Source organism: Corynebacterium phocae (assembly GCF_008693075.1).
Classification (GTDB): Bacteria; Actinomycetota; Actinomycetes; order Mycobacteriales; family Mycobacteriaceae; genus Corynebacterium; species Corynebacterium phocae.
Window position 1 is genome coordinate 222,987 of the sequence record NZ_VXKJ01000037.1, and the last position, 17,624, is coordinate 240,610.

14 protein-coding genes and 1 pseudogene are annotated in these 17,624 nt (G+C 58.8%); 8 read left to right on the plus strand and 7 right to left on the minus strand.

Annotated features, from left to right (window positions below; all coding sequences use genetic code 11):
• Window positions 1-53: 53 nt before the first annotated feature.
• From rapZ to secG, 7 genes are all read left to right on the plus strand, one after another.
• Window positions 54-926, plus strand: a complete 873-nt coding sequence (gene rapZ / locus F4V58_RS05335; protein ID WP_075734000.1) for an RNase adapter RapZ — start codon at window positions 54-56, stop codon at window positions 924-926.
• 23 nt (window positions 927-949) lie between these two features.
• A complete protein-coding gene (locus F4V58_RS05340) occupies window positions 950-1,933 on the plus strand; it encodes a gluconeogenesis factor YvcK family protein (protein WP_075734002.1) in 984 nt (327 codons plus the stop codon).
• A gap of 117 nt (window positions 1,934-2,050) precedes the next feature.
• A complete protein-coding gene (gene whiA / locus F4V58_RS05345; protein WP_075734003.1) occupies window positions 2,051-3,022 on the plus strand; it encodes a DNA-binding protein WhiA in 972 nt (323 codons plus the stop codon).
• A 495-nt stretch (window positions 3,023-3,517) separates the two neighbouring features.
• Complete coding sequence (gene gap, locus F4V58_RS05350; RefSeq protein ID WP_075734005.1) at window positions 3,518-4,525, plus strand: type I glyceraldehyde-3-phosphate dehydrogenase; 1,008 nt, start codon at window positions 3,518-3,520, stop codon at window positions 4,523-4,525.
• A gap of 163 nt (window positions 4,526-4,688) precedes the next feature.
• Entirely contained in the window at window positions 4,689-5,906 is a 1,218-nt protein-coding gene (locus tag F4V58_RS05355) for a phosphoglycerate kinase (RefSeq protein ID WP_075734007.1), read from the plus strand.
• 35 nt (window positions 5,907-5,941) lie between these two features.
• Window positions 5,942-6,718 carry a triose-phosphate isomerase gene (tpiA, locus tag F4V58_RS05360; protein ID WP_075734009.1) on the plus strand — a complete coding sequence of 259 codons (777 nt, stop codon included), beginning with the start codon at window positions 5,942-5,944 and terminating at the stop codon, window positions 6,716-6,718.
• Between the two features lie 125 nt (window positions 6,719-6,843).
• Window positions 6,844-7,080 (plus strand): preprotein translocase subunit SecG, encoded by a 237-nt coding sequence (gene secG / locus F4V58_RS05365; protein ID WP_075734010.1) that lies wholly within the window; start codon window positions 6,844-6,846, stop codon window positions 7,078-7,080.
• A gap of 137 nt (window positions 7,081-7,217) precedes the next feature.
• Here secG and pgl read toward each other — a convergent pair whose 3' ends face one another.
• From pgl to tkt, 5 genes are all read right to left on the minus strand, one after another.
• On the minus strand, window positions 7,218-8,006 hold the full coding sequence (gene pgl / locus F4V58_RS05370; RefSeq protein ID WP_075734012.1) for a 6-phosphogluconolactonase: 789 nt from the start codon (window positions 8,004-8,006) through the stop codon (window positions 7,218-7,220).
• Between the two features lie 43 nt (window positions 8,007-8,049).
• Complete coding sequence (locus F4V58_RS05375; RefSeq protein WP_075734014.1) at window positions 8,050-9,003, minus strand: glucose-6-phosphate dehydrogenase assembly protein OpcA; 954 nt, start codon at window positions 9,001-9,003, stop codon at window positions 8,050-8,052.
• Window positions 9,004-9,084: 81 nt separating this feature from the next.
• Window positions 9,085-10,617 carry a glucose-6-phosphate dehydrogenase gene (gene zwf / locus F4V58_RS05380; protein ID WP_075734016.1) on the minus strand — a complete coding sequence of 511 codons (1,533 nt, stop codon included), beginning with the start codon at window positions 10,615-10,617 and terminating at the stop codon, window positions 9,085-9,087.
• Window positions 10,618-10,755: 138 nt separating this feature from the next.
• Entirely contained in the window at window positions 10,756-11,841 is a 1,086-nt protein-coding gene (gene tal / locus F4V58_RS05385; RefSeq protein WP_075734018.1) for a transaldolase, read from the minus strand.
• 87 nt (window positions 11,842-11,928) lie between these two features.
• Window positions 11,929-14,040, minus strand: coding sequence for a transketolase (tkt, locus tag F4V58_RS05390; RefSeq protein WP_075734020.1), 2,112 nt, complete (start codon window positions 14,038-14,040; stop codon window positions 11,929-11,931).
• A gap of 507 nt (window positions 14,041-14,547) precedes the next feature.
• Here tkt and F4V58_RS05395 point away from each other — a divergent pair.
• Window positions 14,548-15,495: pseudogene (locus F4V58_RS05395) on the plus strand (heme o synthase); the annotation flags it as partial.
• Window positions 15,496-15,513: 18 nt separating this feature from the next.
• On the opposite strand, the gene F4V58_RS05400 reads toward F4V58_RS05395, so the two are convergent.
• Window positions 15,514-16,479 (minus strand): quinone oxidoreductase family protein, encoded by a 966-nt coding sequence (locus F4V58_RS05400; protein WP_075734024.1) that lies wholly within the window; start codon window positions 16,477-16,479, stop codon window positions 15,514-15,516.
• A gap of 64 nt (window positions 16,480-16,543) precedes the next feature.
• The gene (locus tag F4V58_RS05405; protein WP_084559695.1) at window positions 16,544-17,551 is read right to left on the minus strand and encodes a COX15/CtaA family protein; all 1,008 of its coding nucleotides are present in this window, start codon (window positions 17,549-17,551) and stop codon (window positions 16,544-16,546) included.
• Window positions 17,552-17,624 lie beyond the last annotated feature (73 nt).

Genomic DNA, 17,624 nt, shown 5'->3' on the forward strand with positions numbered 1-17,624 from the left:
GGGTTAGCTAACTTTGCCCGCCGGGGCAGTAAAACTGACTACACTCTAGGACTATGTCACAGTTTGTAGCGCCCCCCATCCTCCTCACCGGCATGTCCGGTGGCGGCCTGAGCACCGCCGCGAAGGTGTTGGAAGACAAAGGGTATTTTGTTGCCCATAACATTCCCTCCAGCATGGTCATCGAGCTTCTTCAGCTATGCTCGCGGGATGATTCCCCGGTCAATAAGGCTGCGGTGGTAATCGATGTACGCTCCCGGATGTTCCCGGGCTCGCTCAAGGGCACGATAGACAAGCTTGATAGCAATGGCCCGCGCCCTATTGTGCTGTTCATGGATGCTCGTGATGACGTTCTTATCCGCCGCTTTGATTCCGTCCGCCGCACACACCCGTTGCAGGAAAAAGACACTCTGAAACTGGGAATCCAACGCGAACGCGAAGCCTTGGCTGACGTTCGCGCCCGCGCGGACGTAATTATTGACAGCACCAACCTTTCCGTCCACGACCTGCGCCGGGCCATCGAGGCTTCGCTGGGCTCGCTTGACGGTGACCGCCAGCACGTGACTGTCGAATCCTTTGGTTTCAAGCACGGTTCTCCCCGTGACGCTGACCTAGTGATGGACGTTAGGTTCCTGCCCAACCCCTACTGGATCCCGGAGCTGCGCGAATACCGGGGCACGGACCAACCCGTAAGCGACTACGTGCTCTCCCAGCCGGCCGCCGGAAAGTTCATTGATAACTTCCTCGACCTCTTTTACTCCATGCTCGATGGCTACCGGCACGAGGGGAAGAACTTCGTCACGGTGGGGATCGGCTGTACTGGCGGGCACCACCGATCCGTGGCCGTGACCGAGGAGATTGCACGGCGCCTTCGCAAGGACGACTCCTTGGACGTTAGCGCCCTGCACCGGGACATCACCAGAAACTAGCAGTCCGGAAGGAAGCTTTTACCATGGTTAATACTCATCTCGCCCCCCGGCATATGGCTTGCCTTGGTGGTGGTCACGGCCTCTATCAGACGTTGCTAGCCGCCCAGGAGATGAACGCTAAACAAATATCCGCAATAGTCACGGTTGCCGATGACGGTGGATCCTCGGGGCGCTTGCGCCGGGAGATGGATATAATCCCTCCCGGTGATCTTCGCATGGCCTTGGCGGCGCTGTCGCAGTCCAGCGACGAAACCGGCTTGAGCGCCAGCGTCTTGCAGCACAGGTTCGGTGGAACTGGCGGCTTGGCGGGCCACGCGGTGGGCAACCTACTCATCGCCGGACTGGCTGAAGCGACAGGAAGCATGCAGGCCGCGTTAGACAAGGTAGGGGAGTTATCCCAAGCCCAGGGCCGGGTTATCCCTGTGGTCAACGAACCCCTAGAAATTGAAGCAGAGGTTTCGGGGCTGGACGAAGATCCGATGGTCATGCGCACGGTCCGTGGACAAGTTGCAGTGGCCACGACCCCCGGGAACGTCAACCGGGTGAAGATCGCGCCGGCCCTGCCTCCTGCAAATTCCCTAGCTCTTGAAGCGCTGGCGCAGGCAGACCTCATCACGCTTGGCCCCGGATCCTGGTTTACCTCCGTAATTCCTCACTTAGTAATCCCGGACGTTGTCGCGGCTATCTCAAAAGCCAACGCGTTGCGGGTCGTGGTGTTAAACCTGTCTGCGGAGCCAGGGGAGACCCAAGGCTTTTCCTCCGAACGGCATATTCACATGCTCTACCAGCACGCCCCGGGGTTAGAGGTTGACTACATTGTGGTGGACAATTACCTGAGGTTCAGCGCGGGGGAGAGAAGTCATCTGTGCAGAGCAGCCGAGGTCCTGGGGGCGGAAGTTAAATTCGCGGACGTGTCCAAACGTAAGGAAGATGGCACCACCCTTGGCGTTCACGACCCGGCTAAATTGGGACAAGTCCTGACAAGTCTTTATGATAGACAAGACTGACCCTCAGTATCCTAGATTCCCACCCGGGCACCCGCACGGCCGCCACGCGTGAGGTCTAAGTGGGAGGGTAGCCTTTAAACAATGTAGCTAGTCTTTCCAAGAAAAAGGAGCGCGCGGATGGCCGTATCGCTGACTGACAAGGTCAAGCAGGAACTGGCGGCTGTCAATTTTCCCCGGCAGTCGGGAAAGATTGCAGAGGCTGCCGCTCTACTGCGCTTCTCCGGTGAGATTAGCCGGGACGAGGACGGGATCTGTTTCGAGGCGGATTTTGACAGCCAGGCGGTCGTTGAACGGTTGCGGGGATTTTTAGACGAACTCCTTGGTGCGAAGATAAACGCCGAAGTAATGGCCGCAGGCACCGCTACTAAACGCCCGCACATCCATGTAACAATTCCAAACGCCAAGGAACTCAACAGGCGTCTGGGGTTGGTAACGCGTTCCGGAGTCCCTGTAGTGGGCATGCCTTCCCAAGTAGTGCTGGGCTCTGTTTCAGACGCGGAGGCGGCGTGGAGGGGAGCGTTCCTGGCGCAGGGTATTTTGACTGAACCGGGGCGGTCTTCTTCCTTAGAGGTATATTGCCCGGGACCAGAAGTGGCCTCGGCCCTGGTGTGGTGCGCGAAACGGATAGGAATTGCCGCAAAAACCAAAGAGTCCCGAGGAGTTGATCGCGTAGTAGTACGCGACGGCGACGCGATAGGTGCGCTGCTGACCCGTATGGGTGCCCACGTTACGCGCTTGGAATGGGATAACAAGCGCCTGCGGACCGAGGCGCTAGTTTCCTCGAATACTCGGTTGGAGAATTTCGATGATGCCAATCAGCGCCGTTCCGCCCGCGCGGCTGAGCAGGCCGCTAACCGGGTGTCCCGAGCCATGGAAATCCTCGGCGATGAGGTGCCCGAGCACCTGGCAGACGCCGGTTACCTGCGGGTGAAGTACCGGGAGGCTTCCCTCGAAGAGCTAGGGCGCCACGCCGACCCACCGATGACTAAAGACGCGGTAGCCGGGCGTATCCGCCGTCTACTCACCATGGCCGATAAAAAGGCGGATCGGTTGGGTATCCCGGATACCCACCACGACCCCTCGGAGTAGGACTGGGGTGGCCGGGCGGCTATTCCTGGGCTGCGCCGGCTACGATTCCAGCCGGTGCGCTAAGCCTGCAAAGCCCTAAAATTCAACCCCGGCGCTACACAAAGCGGGTGTTAGTTCCGGCAATGTGACCAATTTCGCTCCACCTCCTGTTGGCGGAGTCAATGACCGGGCAGAAACGGACTTATGGCGTTAAACTGCGAAAATACCCGTCTTGGGGTGGTCTTTTGGTAGCGCGATGATTTCCGGTTGCGTTCCAAAATGTCCGAAATTGTGGAATTCTGCACGATTTTCGTGCATCGCTTCAAAACCCCCGGTACACTCGACGGTGTTGGGAAGTTGTCGAGGACAACGAAGCCGGAATACAACCAGTGGTTAGCCCCTCGGTTGTGTAACCGGGCCGGTGATTCGAAGAGAAGACCACGGGCGCAATTTAAGCCTCGTTTCATTCCCGATGACATGACATCCTACGTCTACATTTACAGGAGAATATTTAAAGTGACTATCCGCGTTGGTATTAATGGTTTTGGCCGCATTGGCCGCAACTTCTTCCGTGCCGTTCTGCAGAGCGACTACGACCTTGAGGTTGTAGCCATCAATGACCTGACCGACAACAAGACCCTTGCCACCCTGCTGAAGTACGACTCCGTACTCGGCCGCCTCGGCGAGGAGGTCACCTACGATGATGACTCCATCACCGTTGGTGGCAAGAAGATCGTCGCTACCGCTGAGCGCGATCCAAAGAACCTGAACTGGTCCGCACACAACGTTGACATCGTCATCGAGGGCACCGGCTTCTTCACCGACGGTGAGAAGGCCAAGGCTCACGTAGAGGCTGGCGCCAAGAAGGTTATCATCACCGCACCTGCAACCAACGTGGACGCCACCTTCGTGTACAACGTCAACTCCGACAAGTACGACCCAGAAAACCACACCGTCATCTCCGCAGCTTCCTGCACCACCAACTGCCTGGCACCAATGACCAAGGTTTTGCATGAGAAGTTCGGCGTTGAAAAGGGTCTGATGACCACCATTCACGCCTACACCGGCGACCAGCGCCTGCAGGACGCTCCTCACAAGGACCTACGCCGCGCCCGCGCCGCTGCCGTGAACATGGTTCCTACCTCCACCGGTGCAGCTAAGGCTGTTTCCTTGGTTCTTCCTGAGCTTGAGGGCAAGCTGGACGGCTACGCAATGCGCGTACCTACCATCACCGGTTCCGCAACCGACCTGACCTTCACCGCCTCCCGCGACGTCACCGTTGAGGAAATCAACGCCGCCATCAAGGAAGCCGCTCAGGGCGAGCTAGGTGAGACCCTTGCTTACACCGAGGATCCAATCGTTTCCACCGATATCATCACCGACTCCCACGGCTGCATCTTCGACGCCGGCATGACCAAGGTGTCCAACGGCAACCTGGTTAAGGTTCTGGGCTGGTACGACAACGAGTGGGGCTACACCTCCCAGCTGCTGCGCGTTACCAACCAGGTAGCAACCAACCTATAATGCACTCCTCGCTAGGCCCTTTTAGCGCACTAGCCAAGAATGCCTGAAAGTCGGCCCTCGCTTTGCCCAGACGGGCTAGCAGGGCCGGCTTTTCTCATAGACTTATCACCAGACTTAACCCGCACCGTGCTACCGCGCACTGAGAAAGGAAACCCTCATTCATATGGCTTTCAAAACCCTAGATGATCTGCTGGCCCAAGGCGTGGAATCCCGCCACGTACTGGTCCGTTCGGACTTCAACGTTCCCCTGGACAAAGACGGCAACATCACCGATCCCGGACGTATCACCTCCTCCCTTCCCACCATCAAGGCACTCGTTGACGGCGGCGCCAAGGTTATCTTGACCGCGCACCTGGGCCGCCCCAAGGGTGAAGTTAATGAAAAATACTCGCTAGCTCCCGTAGCTGAGGCACTCTCCGAGGCGCTTGGGCAGTACGTAGCACTGGCCGGTGACGTGGTAGGCGAGGACGCTCATGAGCGCGCCAACGGACTCAACGACGGTGACGTCCTCCTGGTAGAAAATGTTCGCTTCGATCCCCGCGAGACCTCCAAGGATGAGGCTGAGCGCGGCGCGTTCGCAGACGAGCTCGTCTCCCTAGCGGCCGACAACGGTGCCTTTGTTTCCGACGGCTTCGGTGTTGTCCACCGCGCCCAGACCTCCGTCTATGACGTAGCTAAGCGCTTGCCCGCCTTCGCTGGCAAGCTGGTGGAAAAGGAAGTCAATACGCTGGCAGCCGTTGCCAAGAATCCAGAGAGCCCCTACGTAGTGGTTCTCGGTGGTGCCAAGGTCTCCGACAAGCTGGGCGTCATTGAGGCGCTGGCCGGCAAAGCCGACCACGTTATCATCGGTGGCGGGATGTGCTACACCCTGCTGGCCGCCCAGGGCTACGATGTGCAGAATTCCCTGCTGCAAGAAGACCAGATCGACAACTGCAAGGAGCTTCTAGAGCGCTTCGGTGACAAGATTGTCCTTCCCGTCGACCTAGTAGCGGCATCGGAATTTGCTGCAGACGCAGAACACAAGGTCGTGGGCCTAGACGGTATTCCCGAGGGCTGGGAGTCCTTGGATATCGGACCGGAGTCCGTCAAGAAGTTCGGCGAGGTAATCGCGAAGTCCAAGACGGTATTTTGGAACGGCCCCATGGGCGTATTCGAAATGGACGCTTTTTCCAACGGCACGAAGGGCGTTGCGCAGGCCATCATCGATGCCACCAAGAACAACGGTTCCTTCACCGTTGTGGGCGGCGGCGACTCCGCTGCCTCGGTCCGCCGTCTGGGCCTAGATGAAGACGGCTTCTCCCACATTTCCACCGGCGGCGGCGCCTCCCTCGAATTCCTCGAGGGCAAGGAACTGCCCGGCGTCAGCATTCTCGAAGCCTAAATCCCCCTTAAAACAAAAGAAAGAGAGACATGCATATGTCCCGTACCCCACTTATTGCCGGCAACTGGAAGATGAACCTTGACCACCTCGAGGCCATCTCCCAGGTCCAGAAGTTTGCCTTTGCCCTGCCCAAGGAATACTACGAGTCCGTTGACGTGGCGTTCATGGTTCCTTTTACCGACTTGCGCTCCGTCCAGACCCTAGTAGACGGAGATAAGCTGCAGGTCACTTACGGCGCTCAGGATATCTCCCAGCACGAATCCGGTGCCTACACCGGTGAAGTTTCCGGCGCTATGCTGGCCAAACTGGGATGCACCTGGGCCGTAGTAGGCCACTCCGAGCGCCGTGAGTACCACGGTGAGACGGACCAGTTGGTAGCGGATAAGGCCCGCGCCGCAATCGCCAACGGCATTTCCCCAATCGTGTGCGTGGGAGAACCCCTGGACGTGCGCGAGTCCGGAAAGCACGTCGAGTACGTGGTTGAACAGACCCGCAACTCCCTGGCTGGCCTGAGCGCAGAGGACCTTTCAAAGTCTGTTATTGCCTACGAGCCCGTCTGGGCTATCGGTACCGGCAAGGTGGCTTCCGCCGACGACGCCCAAGAGGTGTGTGCAGCAATCCGCGCCCTGGTCAAAGAACTGGCCAACGACGAGGTTGCCGCTGGTATGCGCATCCTCTACGGCGGGTCTGTGAAGACTGATTCCGTAGCCGAGATCGTTGGCCAGCCTGACGTTGACGGTGGGCTAGTGGGCGGAGCTTCGCTTGACGGTGAGGATTTTGCCAAGCTGGCCGCTAACGCCGCGAAGGTATAGTTAGACCACGCGGGTCAGTTCTGGCAACTGGCCCGCAGTGGTGTAAAGTTGTTCGAGAAGTTGCGTCGCGCCGGACTCCGGCGCTGGACGCAGAAGATATTTTCTACAAAAACAAGGATGTATTCATGACTTTGGCACTGCAGATCATCTTGGTGATTGCGTCACTATTGATGTCTATCTTCGTGCTCTTGCACAAGGGTAAGGGCGGCGGTCTGTCCAGCCTCTTCGGCGGTGGCGTACAGTCAAACCTTTCCGGATCCACCGTGGTTGAGAAGAACCTCGACCGCTACACGCTGGTTATGGTTATCATCTGGTTGGCGTGCATTGTGGGCCTCAACCTGATTCAGGCATACGGGGTCTAAGAAACCCGCACCCAGCAAGAATCCGCGCTGCTTAAAGAAAAATTCTTGAGCACCGCGGATTTTCTCTGTTTTCTGCCGTGGCCTCGCCCGCGCGGACCGCCCTAGTGTGAACCACCTTAGTGTGGTCCGGCGGGTGCCTAACTGTTCGCCGCTGGGGTGCCGCCGGCTGGACCAGCGGCGTCATCGGCAAGGTATAGGACGGTTTCCGCGGTGCCGCGGGCACCAGCTGCCGGCCACTGAAGGAAGTCAGATCCGGCCAGGATGTGGCCTGCCGCCTCCGCCTTTTCCTGGCCCGCTACCAGGAACCACACCTGGCTGGCGGAATTGACTGCGGGGAGAGTAAGGGTCACGCGCTCCGCCGGCGGCTTGGGGGAGTCACGGACGGCCAAGACCTTGTCCTTAGTCTCCTTCACTGCCTTGGTATGGGGGAATAAGGAGTTGATGTGGCCCTCCCCGCCCATACCCAACAAGTGAAGGTCAAAGCCCTTTGGCGCCCAGCGGTCAAGGGCAGCGGCGTAAGATTCTGCGGCCTCATCCATGGAGATACCGTGTCCCAGACCGAAGCCGTGAATGTGGCCCTCTGGAATATTGACATGTTCCAGCAAGGCCTCCCGGGCCTGGCCCTCGTTGGACTCCGGGTGGTCCGTGGGAACATTGCGCTCATCACCGAAAAAGACGTGGACGCGGGACCAGTCAATTCTTAGTGCTGGAAAAGAGTCCTCCTGGGCCGCAGCACAGCGGTCAAAGTGGGCCAGCTGCTCAAGAGTCCCAATGCCGGCGCCGCCCCCGGTGAGTACCACCCGGGCTATCCCGTCACCGTGAAGGCCGCCGCCGGGCCCTTGAAGTGTGGCGATAAGCTCGATCATGTCGAGGGCCGCTAGTGTGCAAAGCTGTTCCACGTCGCGCACGCGGGTTACGGTAACCATGAGGGGTGGGCCTTTCCTGTCAGAGTGGTGGAGGTGGTGGATTTTAAGCGTAGGAGACGCGGTCTAGGGCACGTAGAGCTTGGGCGAATACCCTATCGGGTTGGATGTAGCGCAGGCCCTCGGAGAGAATTTCTGCCTGTGAGCGCACGCTTAGCGCCACCTGGGATTCAGGTGCCCCGGGGAAGTCAACGCGCACTGCGGTGTCGCTGACGGTTTCCACCGTGATATCGGAGTTTCTCAAGAAGATGGCTAGCTTGCGGACCGAAAATGTGCCCTTGGCATCCGGTGAACTTACCGTCCGGCGCACGGGAACAGCAAGGCGCGCTACTAGCCAAGCCGCTGCCAGGTCTACGGCGGGGTCGCCGGCGGGGCCTTGGATTTCTACTGCCTCCACCGCGCTTTCGGGCTGGCGGTCAAAAGCAGAAGCCACGATAGCGCGCCAGAGGGTCAGGCTGGCCCAGGTCATATCTGTGTCACCAGGCGCGTAGCCGTTGGACAAGGTCTGCAAACGGCGGTAGCACGTCTCCGCGGTGACGTCCCCCGCGGAGTTGTCCACACCGATGTTGGTAATTCGGCGCTGGGCCAGGCTACCAATGGGGTGCTCGGAAGGCACGGGTGGGCAGGAGCCCGGCCACCAGGCCACGATGGGGGTGTCTGGGAGCAGCAGGGGAGTGACAACCGCCTTGGTTTGGCTGGCCAGCGCTCCTTTCAGATGCATGATGACCATCTCCGAGGCACCGGCTTCTCCGCCCACGCGGAGCTCTCCGTCTAGGGAAGTCTCCGCGTCCGGGTCGCCTGAGACCACCACCAGAACCCGGGAGGGGTGTTCGTGGGAGGCGTCCCTGACCGAGTCCAAAATCTCATCGATGTTGTCGTTGGCATCCGCGACCACAATGAGGGTAAGTACGCGGCTGGTGGTCAAAGTGTAATGTTCTTGCGCCTCCATGAGTTTGGTGGCGATTTCACTGGTGGTAGTGTCCGGCAATGGGGTAATCATGGGCTTAGGTGTCCTTCCAGGTGCACGGGTTGGCAAGCCTGCTCGTTGGTGAATTCACAATCTTTGGTACGCACACTTGACCTATGGCCTGCGCCATTCGTGTCCGTTGCGGTAGAGCATCTTGTCCGCAGAGGCGGGCCCCCACGTCCCGGAGACGTATTCTTGCGGTGCCCCGGTTTCCGCCCAGAATTCCAAAATGGGATCCAGGATTGACCAGGACAACTCCACTTCTTCATTGGTGGGGAACAAGGAGGACTCATCGAGCAAGGCATCAAGGATGAGCCGCTCGTAGGCCTCCGGTGATTCCTCGGTAAAAGCCTCCGCGTAGGCGAAGTCCATATTCACGTCCCGGACTTCCATCGTGGTCCCCGGCACCTTGGAACCAAAGCGCATGGTGACACCCTCATCTGGCTGCACGCGGATGACCACTGCGTTCTGGCCCAGGGCCTCCGTTTGTCCGGTATCAAAAGGCTGGTAGGGAGCGTGCTTGAATACCAGGGCGATTTCAGTGACGCGACGGCCAAGCCGCTTGCCGGTACGCAGGTAGAAGGGCACGCCTCCCCAGCGCCGCGAGTTTACCTCCAGGGTGCAAGCCGCGTAGGTTTCCGTGTCTGAATCAGGGTCAAACCCTTCCTCCTCGCGCAGCCCCACCACGTATTCCGAGCCCTGCCAGCCGGCGGTGTACTGGCCGCGCGCGGTGGTCTTGTTCAATGGGTGGACAGGTTTGGTTGCCTGCAAGACTTTGATTTTTTCCGCCTGTAGCGCCTGGGGCTCGAAGGAAGATGGTTCTTCCATCGCTACCAAGGCTAGAAGCTGCAGCAGGTGGTTTTGGATAACGTCGCGTGCGGCACCAATACCGTCGTAATAACCAGCGCGCCCGCCCAGCCCAATATCTTCTGCCATAGTGATCTGCACGTGGTCAATGTAGTGGGCATTCCACATCGGCTCGAAGATTTGGTTAGCAAAACGCAGGGCCAAAATATTTTGGACGGTTTCTTTACCCAAATAGTGGTCGATGCGGAAGACCGAGGATTCCGGAAAGACCGCGTTGACAATCTCATTGAGCTCTTGAGCAGATTTTTGGTCGTGGCCAAAGGGCTTTTCAATGATGACCCGGCGCCAGGAGTCCTCTTTGCTCTCAGCTAATCCCACGCGTTGCATCTGGTGACATATTTCAGAGAAATACTCGGGTGGAACTGAAAGGTAGTAAGCCCAGTTGCCGCCAGTACCGCGGCTTTCGTCGAGCTTTGTCAGGGTCTTGGCTAGTTGGTCAAACCCGTCATCGTCAAAGGAGCCGTTGACAAACTCAAAGCCTTGCGACAGATGCTTCCAGACGTTGGCGTCAAAATCAGTCCGCGCGCCGGCCGCGCAAGCCTTTTCTACGTAGGCTGCGAACTCTTCCTTGCTCCAATCGCGGCGTCCGTACCCCACTAGCGTAAATCCGGCGGGTAGCAGACCCCGGTTGGCCAAATCGTAGATGGCCGGGAGGAGCTTTTTATAGGCCAGGTCACCGGTGACACCAAAGATCACCATTCCCGAAGGTCCGGCAATGCGTGGTAGGCGTTTGTCGGCGGGATCCCGGAGGGGGTTGGTCCAAGTTTGTGAGGCGGTCACCGTGTGCGACGTCCTTTCAATAAGGTAGATCAAGCAGTAGTCAGTTTAACGCGAAAAGCGCCAGCACATGCATTCGTGCTGGCGTTTGTCGGTGAGAATTTCCATGGTGCTGGGTATAACCCCCAGTTCCCTCGGGATTTACAGGCGCTTGGACATGGAATCTAGTAGCTCCTGCCAAGCATCCACGAACTTCTCTACGCCCTCGCGCTCGAGGACGGAAAATACCTCATCGAAGTTGATGCCTACCTCTTTGAGTTGCTCGAAGATGGCCTGGGCCTCTTGCTTGGAATTGGTGAGGGTGTCACCGTTAAACTCCGCGTTTTCAAGCACGGCGTCAATGGTGTCTTCCGGGATGGTGTTGACCGTGTCCGGACCAGCCAGCTCGGTGACGTAAATCCATGCGGGGTACTCCGGGTTCTTCACGCCGGTCGAGGCCCACAGTGGGCGCTGTACATTCGTGCCCTCGGGGAGATCTGCGCCTGCAAACTCCTCCTTGAACAACGCGTAGGCCAGTTGAGCGTTGGCAATGCCTGCCTTGCCGCGCAGCGCGAGGGCTAGCTCGGATCCAATCTCTTCGAGGCGCTTGTCTACCTCGGTATCCACTCGGGAGATGAAAAACGATGCCACGGAATGGATTGTGGAGACGTCCTTGCCTGCCGCGTGTGCGCGGTTGATGCCGTCTTTGAATGCTTTGATGACCTCTTTGTAGCGGTCAACAGAGAACAGGAGGGTGACATTGACACTGATGCCCTCAGCTAACGCGTCCGCAATAGCGGGCAGGGATCCGTCGGTTGCCGGAATCTTGATCATCAGGTTGGGGCGGTCAATCTTTTCCCACAATTCCCGAGCCTGAGCCAGGGTGGCCTCCCGGTCGTCGGAGATGCGTGGGTCAACCTCGATGGACACGCGCCCGTCTTTGCCCTCGGATTTCTCAAAGATTTCGGTGAAGACGTCACAGGCGTCACGCACGTCATCCATGGCTAGGGAGTACACGGCCTCGGCAGCGTCTACGCCTTTTTCTTTGAGCTTGGCAATATCGGCGTCGTACGCGGTGCCGGTGGACATCGCGGAGCTAAAGATGGAGGGGTTGGTGGTCACGCCCACTACCGACTTGGTGTCAATAACTTCTTTGAGGTTGCCGGATACCAGGCGGTCGCGGGACAGGTCATCTAACCACGCGGAGGTGCCAAGTTCGGCTAGCTTGTCAATGTTGTTTTTTGTCATAGGTGATACATCCTTTTGAGTAAACAATCTGTTGGATTGGGCGGGGCCTAGGCCGTTAGACCAGCCCCGCCACAATGTGGTGTGAAACTAGAGTGAGGATACGGCTTCCAACGAGTCCTTGGCTGCCTTGACCACGTTGTCGGTGGTGAACCCGAAACGCTCGAATAGTTCTTCGGCCGGGGCGGAGGCACCGTAGTGCTCCAAAGAGACATTGCGACCGAAGGTTCCGGTGTACTTGTGCCAGGACATGGCCACGGCGGCCTCAACGGAGACGCGGGCGCGGACGCCATCGGGTAGCACCTGCTGCTTGTAGGCGGCGTCTTGCTCATCGAACCATTCCAGGCAGGGCGCGGAAACCACGCGCGTAGCGGTGCCCTCAGCCTCCAGGGCTTTGGCGGCTTCAACCGCCAGTTGCACCTCAGAGCCGGACGCCATGATGATAACGTCCGGAGTTTCCTTGGAAGACTCCACTAGCACGTAGGCACCGCGGCGAACGCCGTCGTGGGCCTTTTCCTTAGTGCCCTCCAGAACCGGCACGTTTTGACGAGTCAAAACCAGGCCCTTGGGGGCAGCCTCAGCTTCCAGCGCCGCAGCCCACGCCTGCGCGGTCTCATTGGCGTCAGCCGGGCGGATTACCGCCAGGTTGGGGATGGCACGTAGCGCGGCCAGGGTCTCTACCGGCTGGTGGGTGGGGCCGTCTTCGCCTAGGCCGATGGAGTCATGGGTCCAGACGTAGTAGGTATCCGCTGACATCAGTGCGCCCAGGCGAACGGCCGGGTACATGTACTCGGAGAAAATGAGGAAGGTGCCACCGTAGACGCGGGTGTTGCCGTGCAGGGCGATACCGTTCATGATGGCGGACATGGCGTGCTCACGGATACCAAAGTGCAGGTTGCGCCCGTAGGGGTGCGCGGTCCAGGTATCCGTGGTGATTTCTACCGGGCCAAAGGAGTCAGCGTCTTTAATGACGGTGTTATTGGACCCTGCCAGGTCAGCGGAGCCGCCCCACAGTTCGGGGATGGTGGCCGCCAGCGCCTGAATGGCGGATTCCGATGCCTTTCGGGTGGCCAGGGACTCCCCAGCTTCCCATGTGGGAAGGTCTGCGTCGAAGTTCTCCGGCAGCTTGCGCTCAGCCAGGCGGTCGTACAGTTTCTTAGCATCTGGGTTCTTTTCCGCCCAGGCGTCTAGCTCCTTTTCCCACTCGGCGTGCTTGCTTGCGCCACGATCCACCAGTTTCCGGGTGTGGTCTAGGACTTCCTGGTCGATGTGGAATTTCTTTTCCGGGTCGAAGCCCAGGATCTCTTTGGTAGCCGCAATCTCATCTGCACCCAAGGCAGCGCCGTGGGCAGCGCCGGTATTCATCTTGGTTGGCGCGGGGTAGGCGATAACGGTCTTCACTCGGATAAATGATGGGCGGTCAGTGACCTCGCGGGCCTTCGCGGCGGCTTCCTCGATGGCCACTACGTCCTCGCCTGACTCCACGGTCTGTACGTGCCAGCCGTAGGCCTCGTAGCGGGCTACTACGTCCTCATTAAAGGCAATATCTGTGTCATCTTCAATGGAGATTCGGTTGTCATCCCAGAAGACAATCAGGTTCCCCAGTTTTTGGGTTCCCGCGAGCGAGCAGGCCTCAGAAGTAACGCCTTCCTGGATGTCTCCGTCAGAGCAGATGGTGTAGACGTAGTGGTCAAACGGGGACTGGCCGGCGGGGGCTTCCGCGTCAAACATGCCGCGCTCACGGCGCGCTGCCATGGCCATGCCCACGGAAGACGCCAGACCCTGGCCCAGCGGGCCGGTGGTGATTTCTACGCCGCGGGTGTGGTGGTATTCGGGGTGGCCTGGGGTCTTGGATTCCCAGGTGCGTAGGTCCTTGAGGTCTTGCATTTCGAGCCCAAACCCACCCAGGAACAGCTGTATGTAGAGCGTGAGGGAGGAGTGGCCCACGGAAAGTACAAAGCGGTCGCGGCCGGCCCAGTCGGTGTCCTGGGGGTCGTGGTTGAGGACGCGCTGGAAAAGAGTGTAAGCAAGGGGAGCCAGGGACATAGCCGTACCGGGGTGCCCGGAGCCGCAGTGTTCAACAGCCTCAGCTGCCAGAACGCGCACGGTATCAACGGCCTTGGTGTCTAGTTCTGACCAATCCTCGGGATAACGGCGTACCGTCATGGACTGCAACTCGGGAGATAGCTGGGAGTTTGGCATTGGAATATTTACCCTCACTTAAAATCTTGTGGACATCTGTTAAATCTCTTACGCACCTTAATTTTGGTACGTACTAGCCTCACCCAGTGTAGACGGTTTGGCCTGTTGGAGTAGGCCGTTGGTGTCGGTTTTGCTGGTAATACGCAGCGGCCTGGGCGTTTTTACCCTAGTGGTGATGGTGCGGAGGGCAAGGATAGGAATTGCGGATGATTCTGAATATATTGCCAACTCCGCTGCAGAAAACACCCCTCGGATTACGCCCGCACGGCGCTAAGCCGGTATGTTGATAGGGTTACTGGGCGCGGCAATTTAAAATACCAGCTGGGTTTAATGCGCTAGCCGTTGAAATTTGTTGGAACTTTCCTGCGCCCGTATTCGACAACTAGACAAGGGTGAAAAGTGTCCCCCGGCTAGATAGCAGCCACTGACACCAGCCCAACCACCCCACGGGTGAGGTAAATAGCCTCCCCTTAGAAGAACTGCCAAAGTGCGAGTTGGAGGAAATATTCCTTGGAGACCTTAAAGGCCTATTTTGCGCTGACGAAACCGCGGATTATTGAACTTCTCCTCATCGCAGCCATCCCTGCAATGCTTCAAGCGCAGCGCGGAGTAGAGGCGGTATCAGACAATATCTGGCTGATTGTGTCCACCATCTTTGGTGGTTGGATGGGTGCTGCCGCAGCGCACACCTTCAATAACGTCCTGGAGTTTGAGTTGGACAAGAAGATGCAGCGTACTAGGGCGCGCCCTCTGGTAAGGGATACTATTTCGCGCCGTAACGCGGCCTTGTTCGCCTGGCTCATGTTGGCACTGTCAGTGTTTTGGTTGGGCGTGTTGGCGCATTCCTGGTTAGCCGCCTTCTTTGTAGTCCTGACTAACTTTTTCTACGCGGTGGTCTACACCAAGTTCCTGAAAATGCGCAATGCCCAAAACATCGTCTGGGGCGGTTTAGCGGGCTGCATGCCAGCCATGGTCGGTTGGGCCGTCATTCGGGATAACGCCCCGGCGGGCGAGCCTGACCGGTGGTGGCAGGCCATAGTGCTCTTCCTCATCATCTTCTTCTGGACGCCACCGCACACCTGGGCGTTGGCCATGAAGTACCGCGAGGACTACAAGAAGGCCGGCGTCCCCATGCTCCCCGTGGTGGCACCAGAACACGAGGTAACCAAGCAGATCATTTGGTACACCATCGGCACAGTACTAGTAACTTTCTTGATTATCCCCGCTGCTAGCTGGATCTACTTGGTTGCGGCCGTGGGCTCAGGGGCGGTCTTTTTGTGGATGGCCATTCGCTTGCACCAGGGCGTGCTCCAGGGCCGCAAGGTCAAACCCATGCGTCTGTTTATCTACTCCAACAACTACTTATCGGTGTTGTTCATTGGCCTGTCCGTGGACGCGGTACTGGGCTGGGAGCCTATTGGCCGGATGTTGGGCTGGTCCCACGTCCTGTTCTAAGGGCGTAATTGCTCCGGTCTATCCGGCTACTTCCAGGACAACGGACCCGGTGGTACGGCGGTCCTGTAAATCCTGATGCGCTCTGCTGGCTTGTGCAAGCGGGTAGGTGTGCGGGACGTCTAGCTTCAGCCAGCCCTGGGTAAGGCCCTCGATGACCGATTGTGAACGGTACCGGAACTCCGCCGGTGTAGCCGTCCAGTCAGCCAGGGTGGGGCGGGTGAGAAATAGTGAGCCGTGTTTATTGAGCTCTTGCGGGTTGAAGGGCTCAACGGGCCCCGACGCCGCCCCGAACAGACACACCATTCCGCGCCGGCGAACCATGCGCAGGGACTGCGGGAATGTAGCTTTGCCCACGCCGTCGTAGGCCACGTCCACACCGACCCCGTCGGTCCACTCCACAACCTCCTGGTGGAGGTTCTCGGAATAGCGGAATACCTTATCCGCGCCCGCAGCTAGGGAAATCTTTTCTTTGGCGTCGGTGGAAACCACCGTAGCCACCGTGGCCCCGGAACGCTTGGCCATCTGGGTAGCCAGGCGGCCTACGCCACCCGCTCCAGCGGTAATGAGGATGGTAGTCCCAGCCTTGACAGGGTAGACGCCGTCAATCAGGTAGTGGGCTGTCATTCCTTGCAGCAGCATAGACGCGGCCGTGGGGCCGTCAATGGTGTCCGGAATGCTGACCATTCGCTGCGGGTCCACGTAGACTTTTTCTGCGTAGGACCCCAGGGCGTTGTCCCATGCCACGCGCTGGCCTGGAGAGAACTTACCGCTGGGATCATCTAGCACTCGTCCGCAGCCCTCGAAGCCGGGGATGAAGGGCAACTCTGCAGGGTAGGAGCCGTCGCGCAGGTAGGTATCTATGTAGTTGACCCCCGCGTAGTCGACAGCCACAAGGGCTTGGTCCGCACTAGCAACGGGGTCTTCAACCTGGCAGTAGTTGAGAACCTCATGTCCTCCGGTGGTGTCAATCTTGATAGCAAACATGCCCCGAGCCTACCGGTTTAGCGATGGGGTCGGGGCAAGAAAGTTTCTTGGTATGCGAGAGCTCTTAGTGGTCGTTCACCCGTTGGGAGGATTTTTCCCGCTTGCGGTCACCAGCCTGGGAACCGGTGACAAGAGCGGCGTTTTTGGCCACACGGCGGTATCCGTGGGCCCATAGGATGGCGGTCCACGCGGTGACTATGGAGGCAAATCCAATATGGATGGGCACCGTCCAGCGCGGGATGTGCTGGTAGAACTGGAACACCCCAATAGCCCACTGGATAACAATGACCGCTATGAGCCACAGCCCGGCGGTCTTGGCGGGCTGCGGAGCCTTGGTGCGGTAGAGCATGATGACCAAGATTACGGTGGCAAGCAGATAGATGTACATGCAGACGGCGTGCGCCACTGCCATGGCCTGGGTGTCAACGTCTAGCCGGCCTTCCATTCCCGCTCCAGCGTCACCGGAGTGCACACCGGAGCCCGTGACCATGGTGCCTGTCATCAAGACCACTGCCAACGCCACCGTGGCTATGACACCTAGGGTGCGAAGGGACTGGGGGATGAGTCTGGTGGGGTGGCCGTGGTCGGGCTCGGAGATTCGCACGAAGAGCATGGCGGCTATCCACACCAGGACCATGGAGGGCAAGAAGTGGAGCGCAACCGCCCACCAATTGAGCTTCAAGAACACGGACATAGCGCCGATGAGCGCTTGGACTACCACGCCGGCAACCCCTAGCCAGGCATACACCTTGAGCTCTGTACGCCGGCGCGCCTGGTACATGGCTATTACTGCGGCGATTGCGGCGGCCATGACCACGAAGGTGAGCAACCGGTTACCCCACTCAATCATCTGATGGACAAACGGGGCCGCGCCCTTGAGTGGAACCAAGGACCCAGGGTGGCAGTTGGGCCAGGTCACGCACCCCAATCCGGAGCCGGTCACGCGCACGATAGCGCCGGAAACGGTGATACCACCCTGGCACAGCAGCAGGATGAAAGCCACCTTGCGCTGTTGCCTGATGTCAGGGGCAGTTTCACGGAAGAATCGAAGAACCCGGTCAAAGATATTCACGACTTCGACTCTACCCACCAGCGGCCTGAAACCGGGAATTAGCTGGGCTATGCCGGCGTAGCCGAAAGGAATG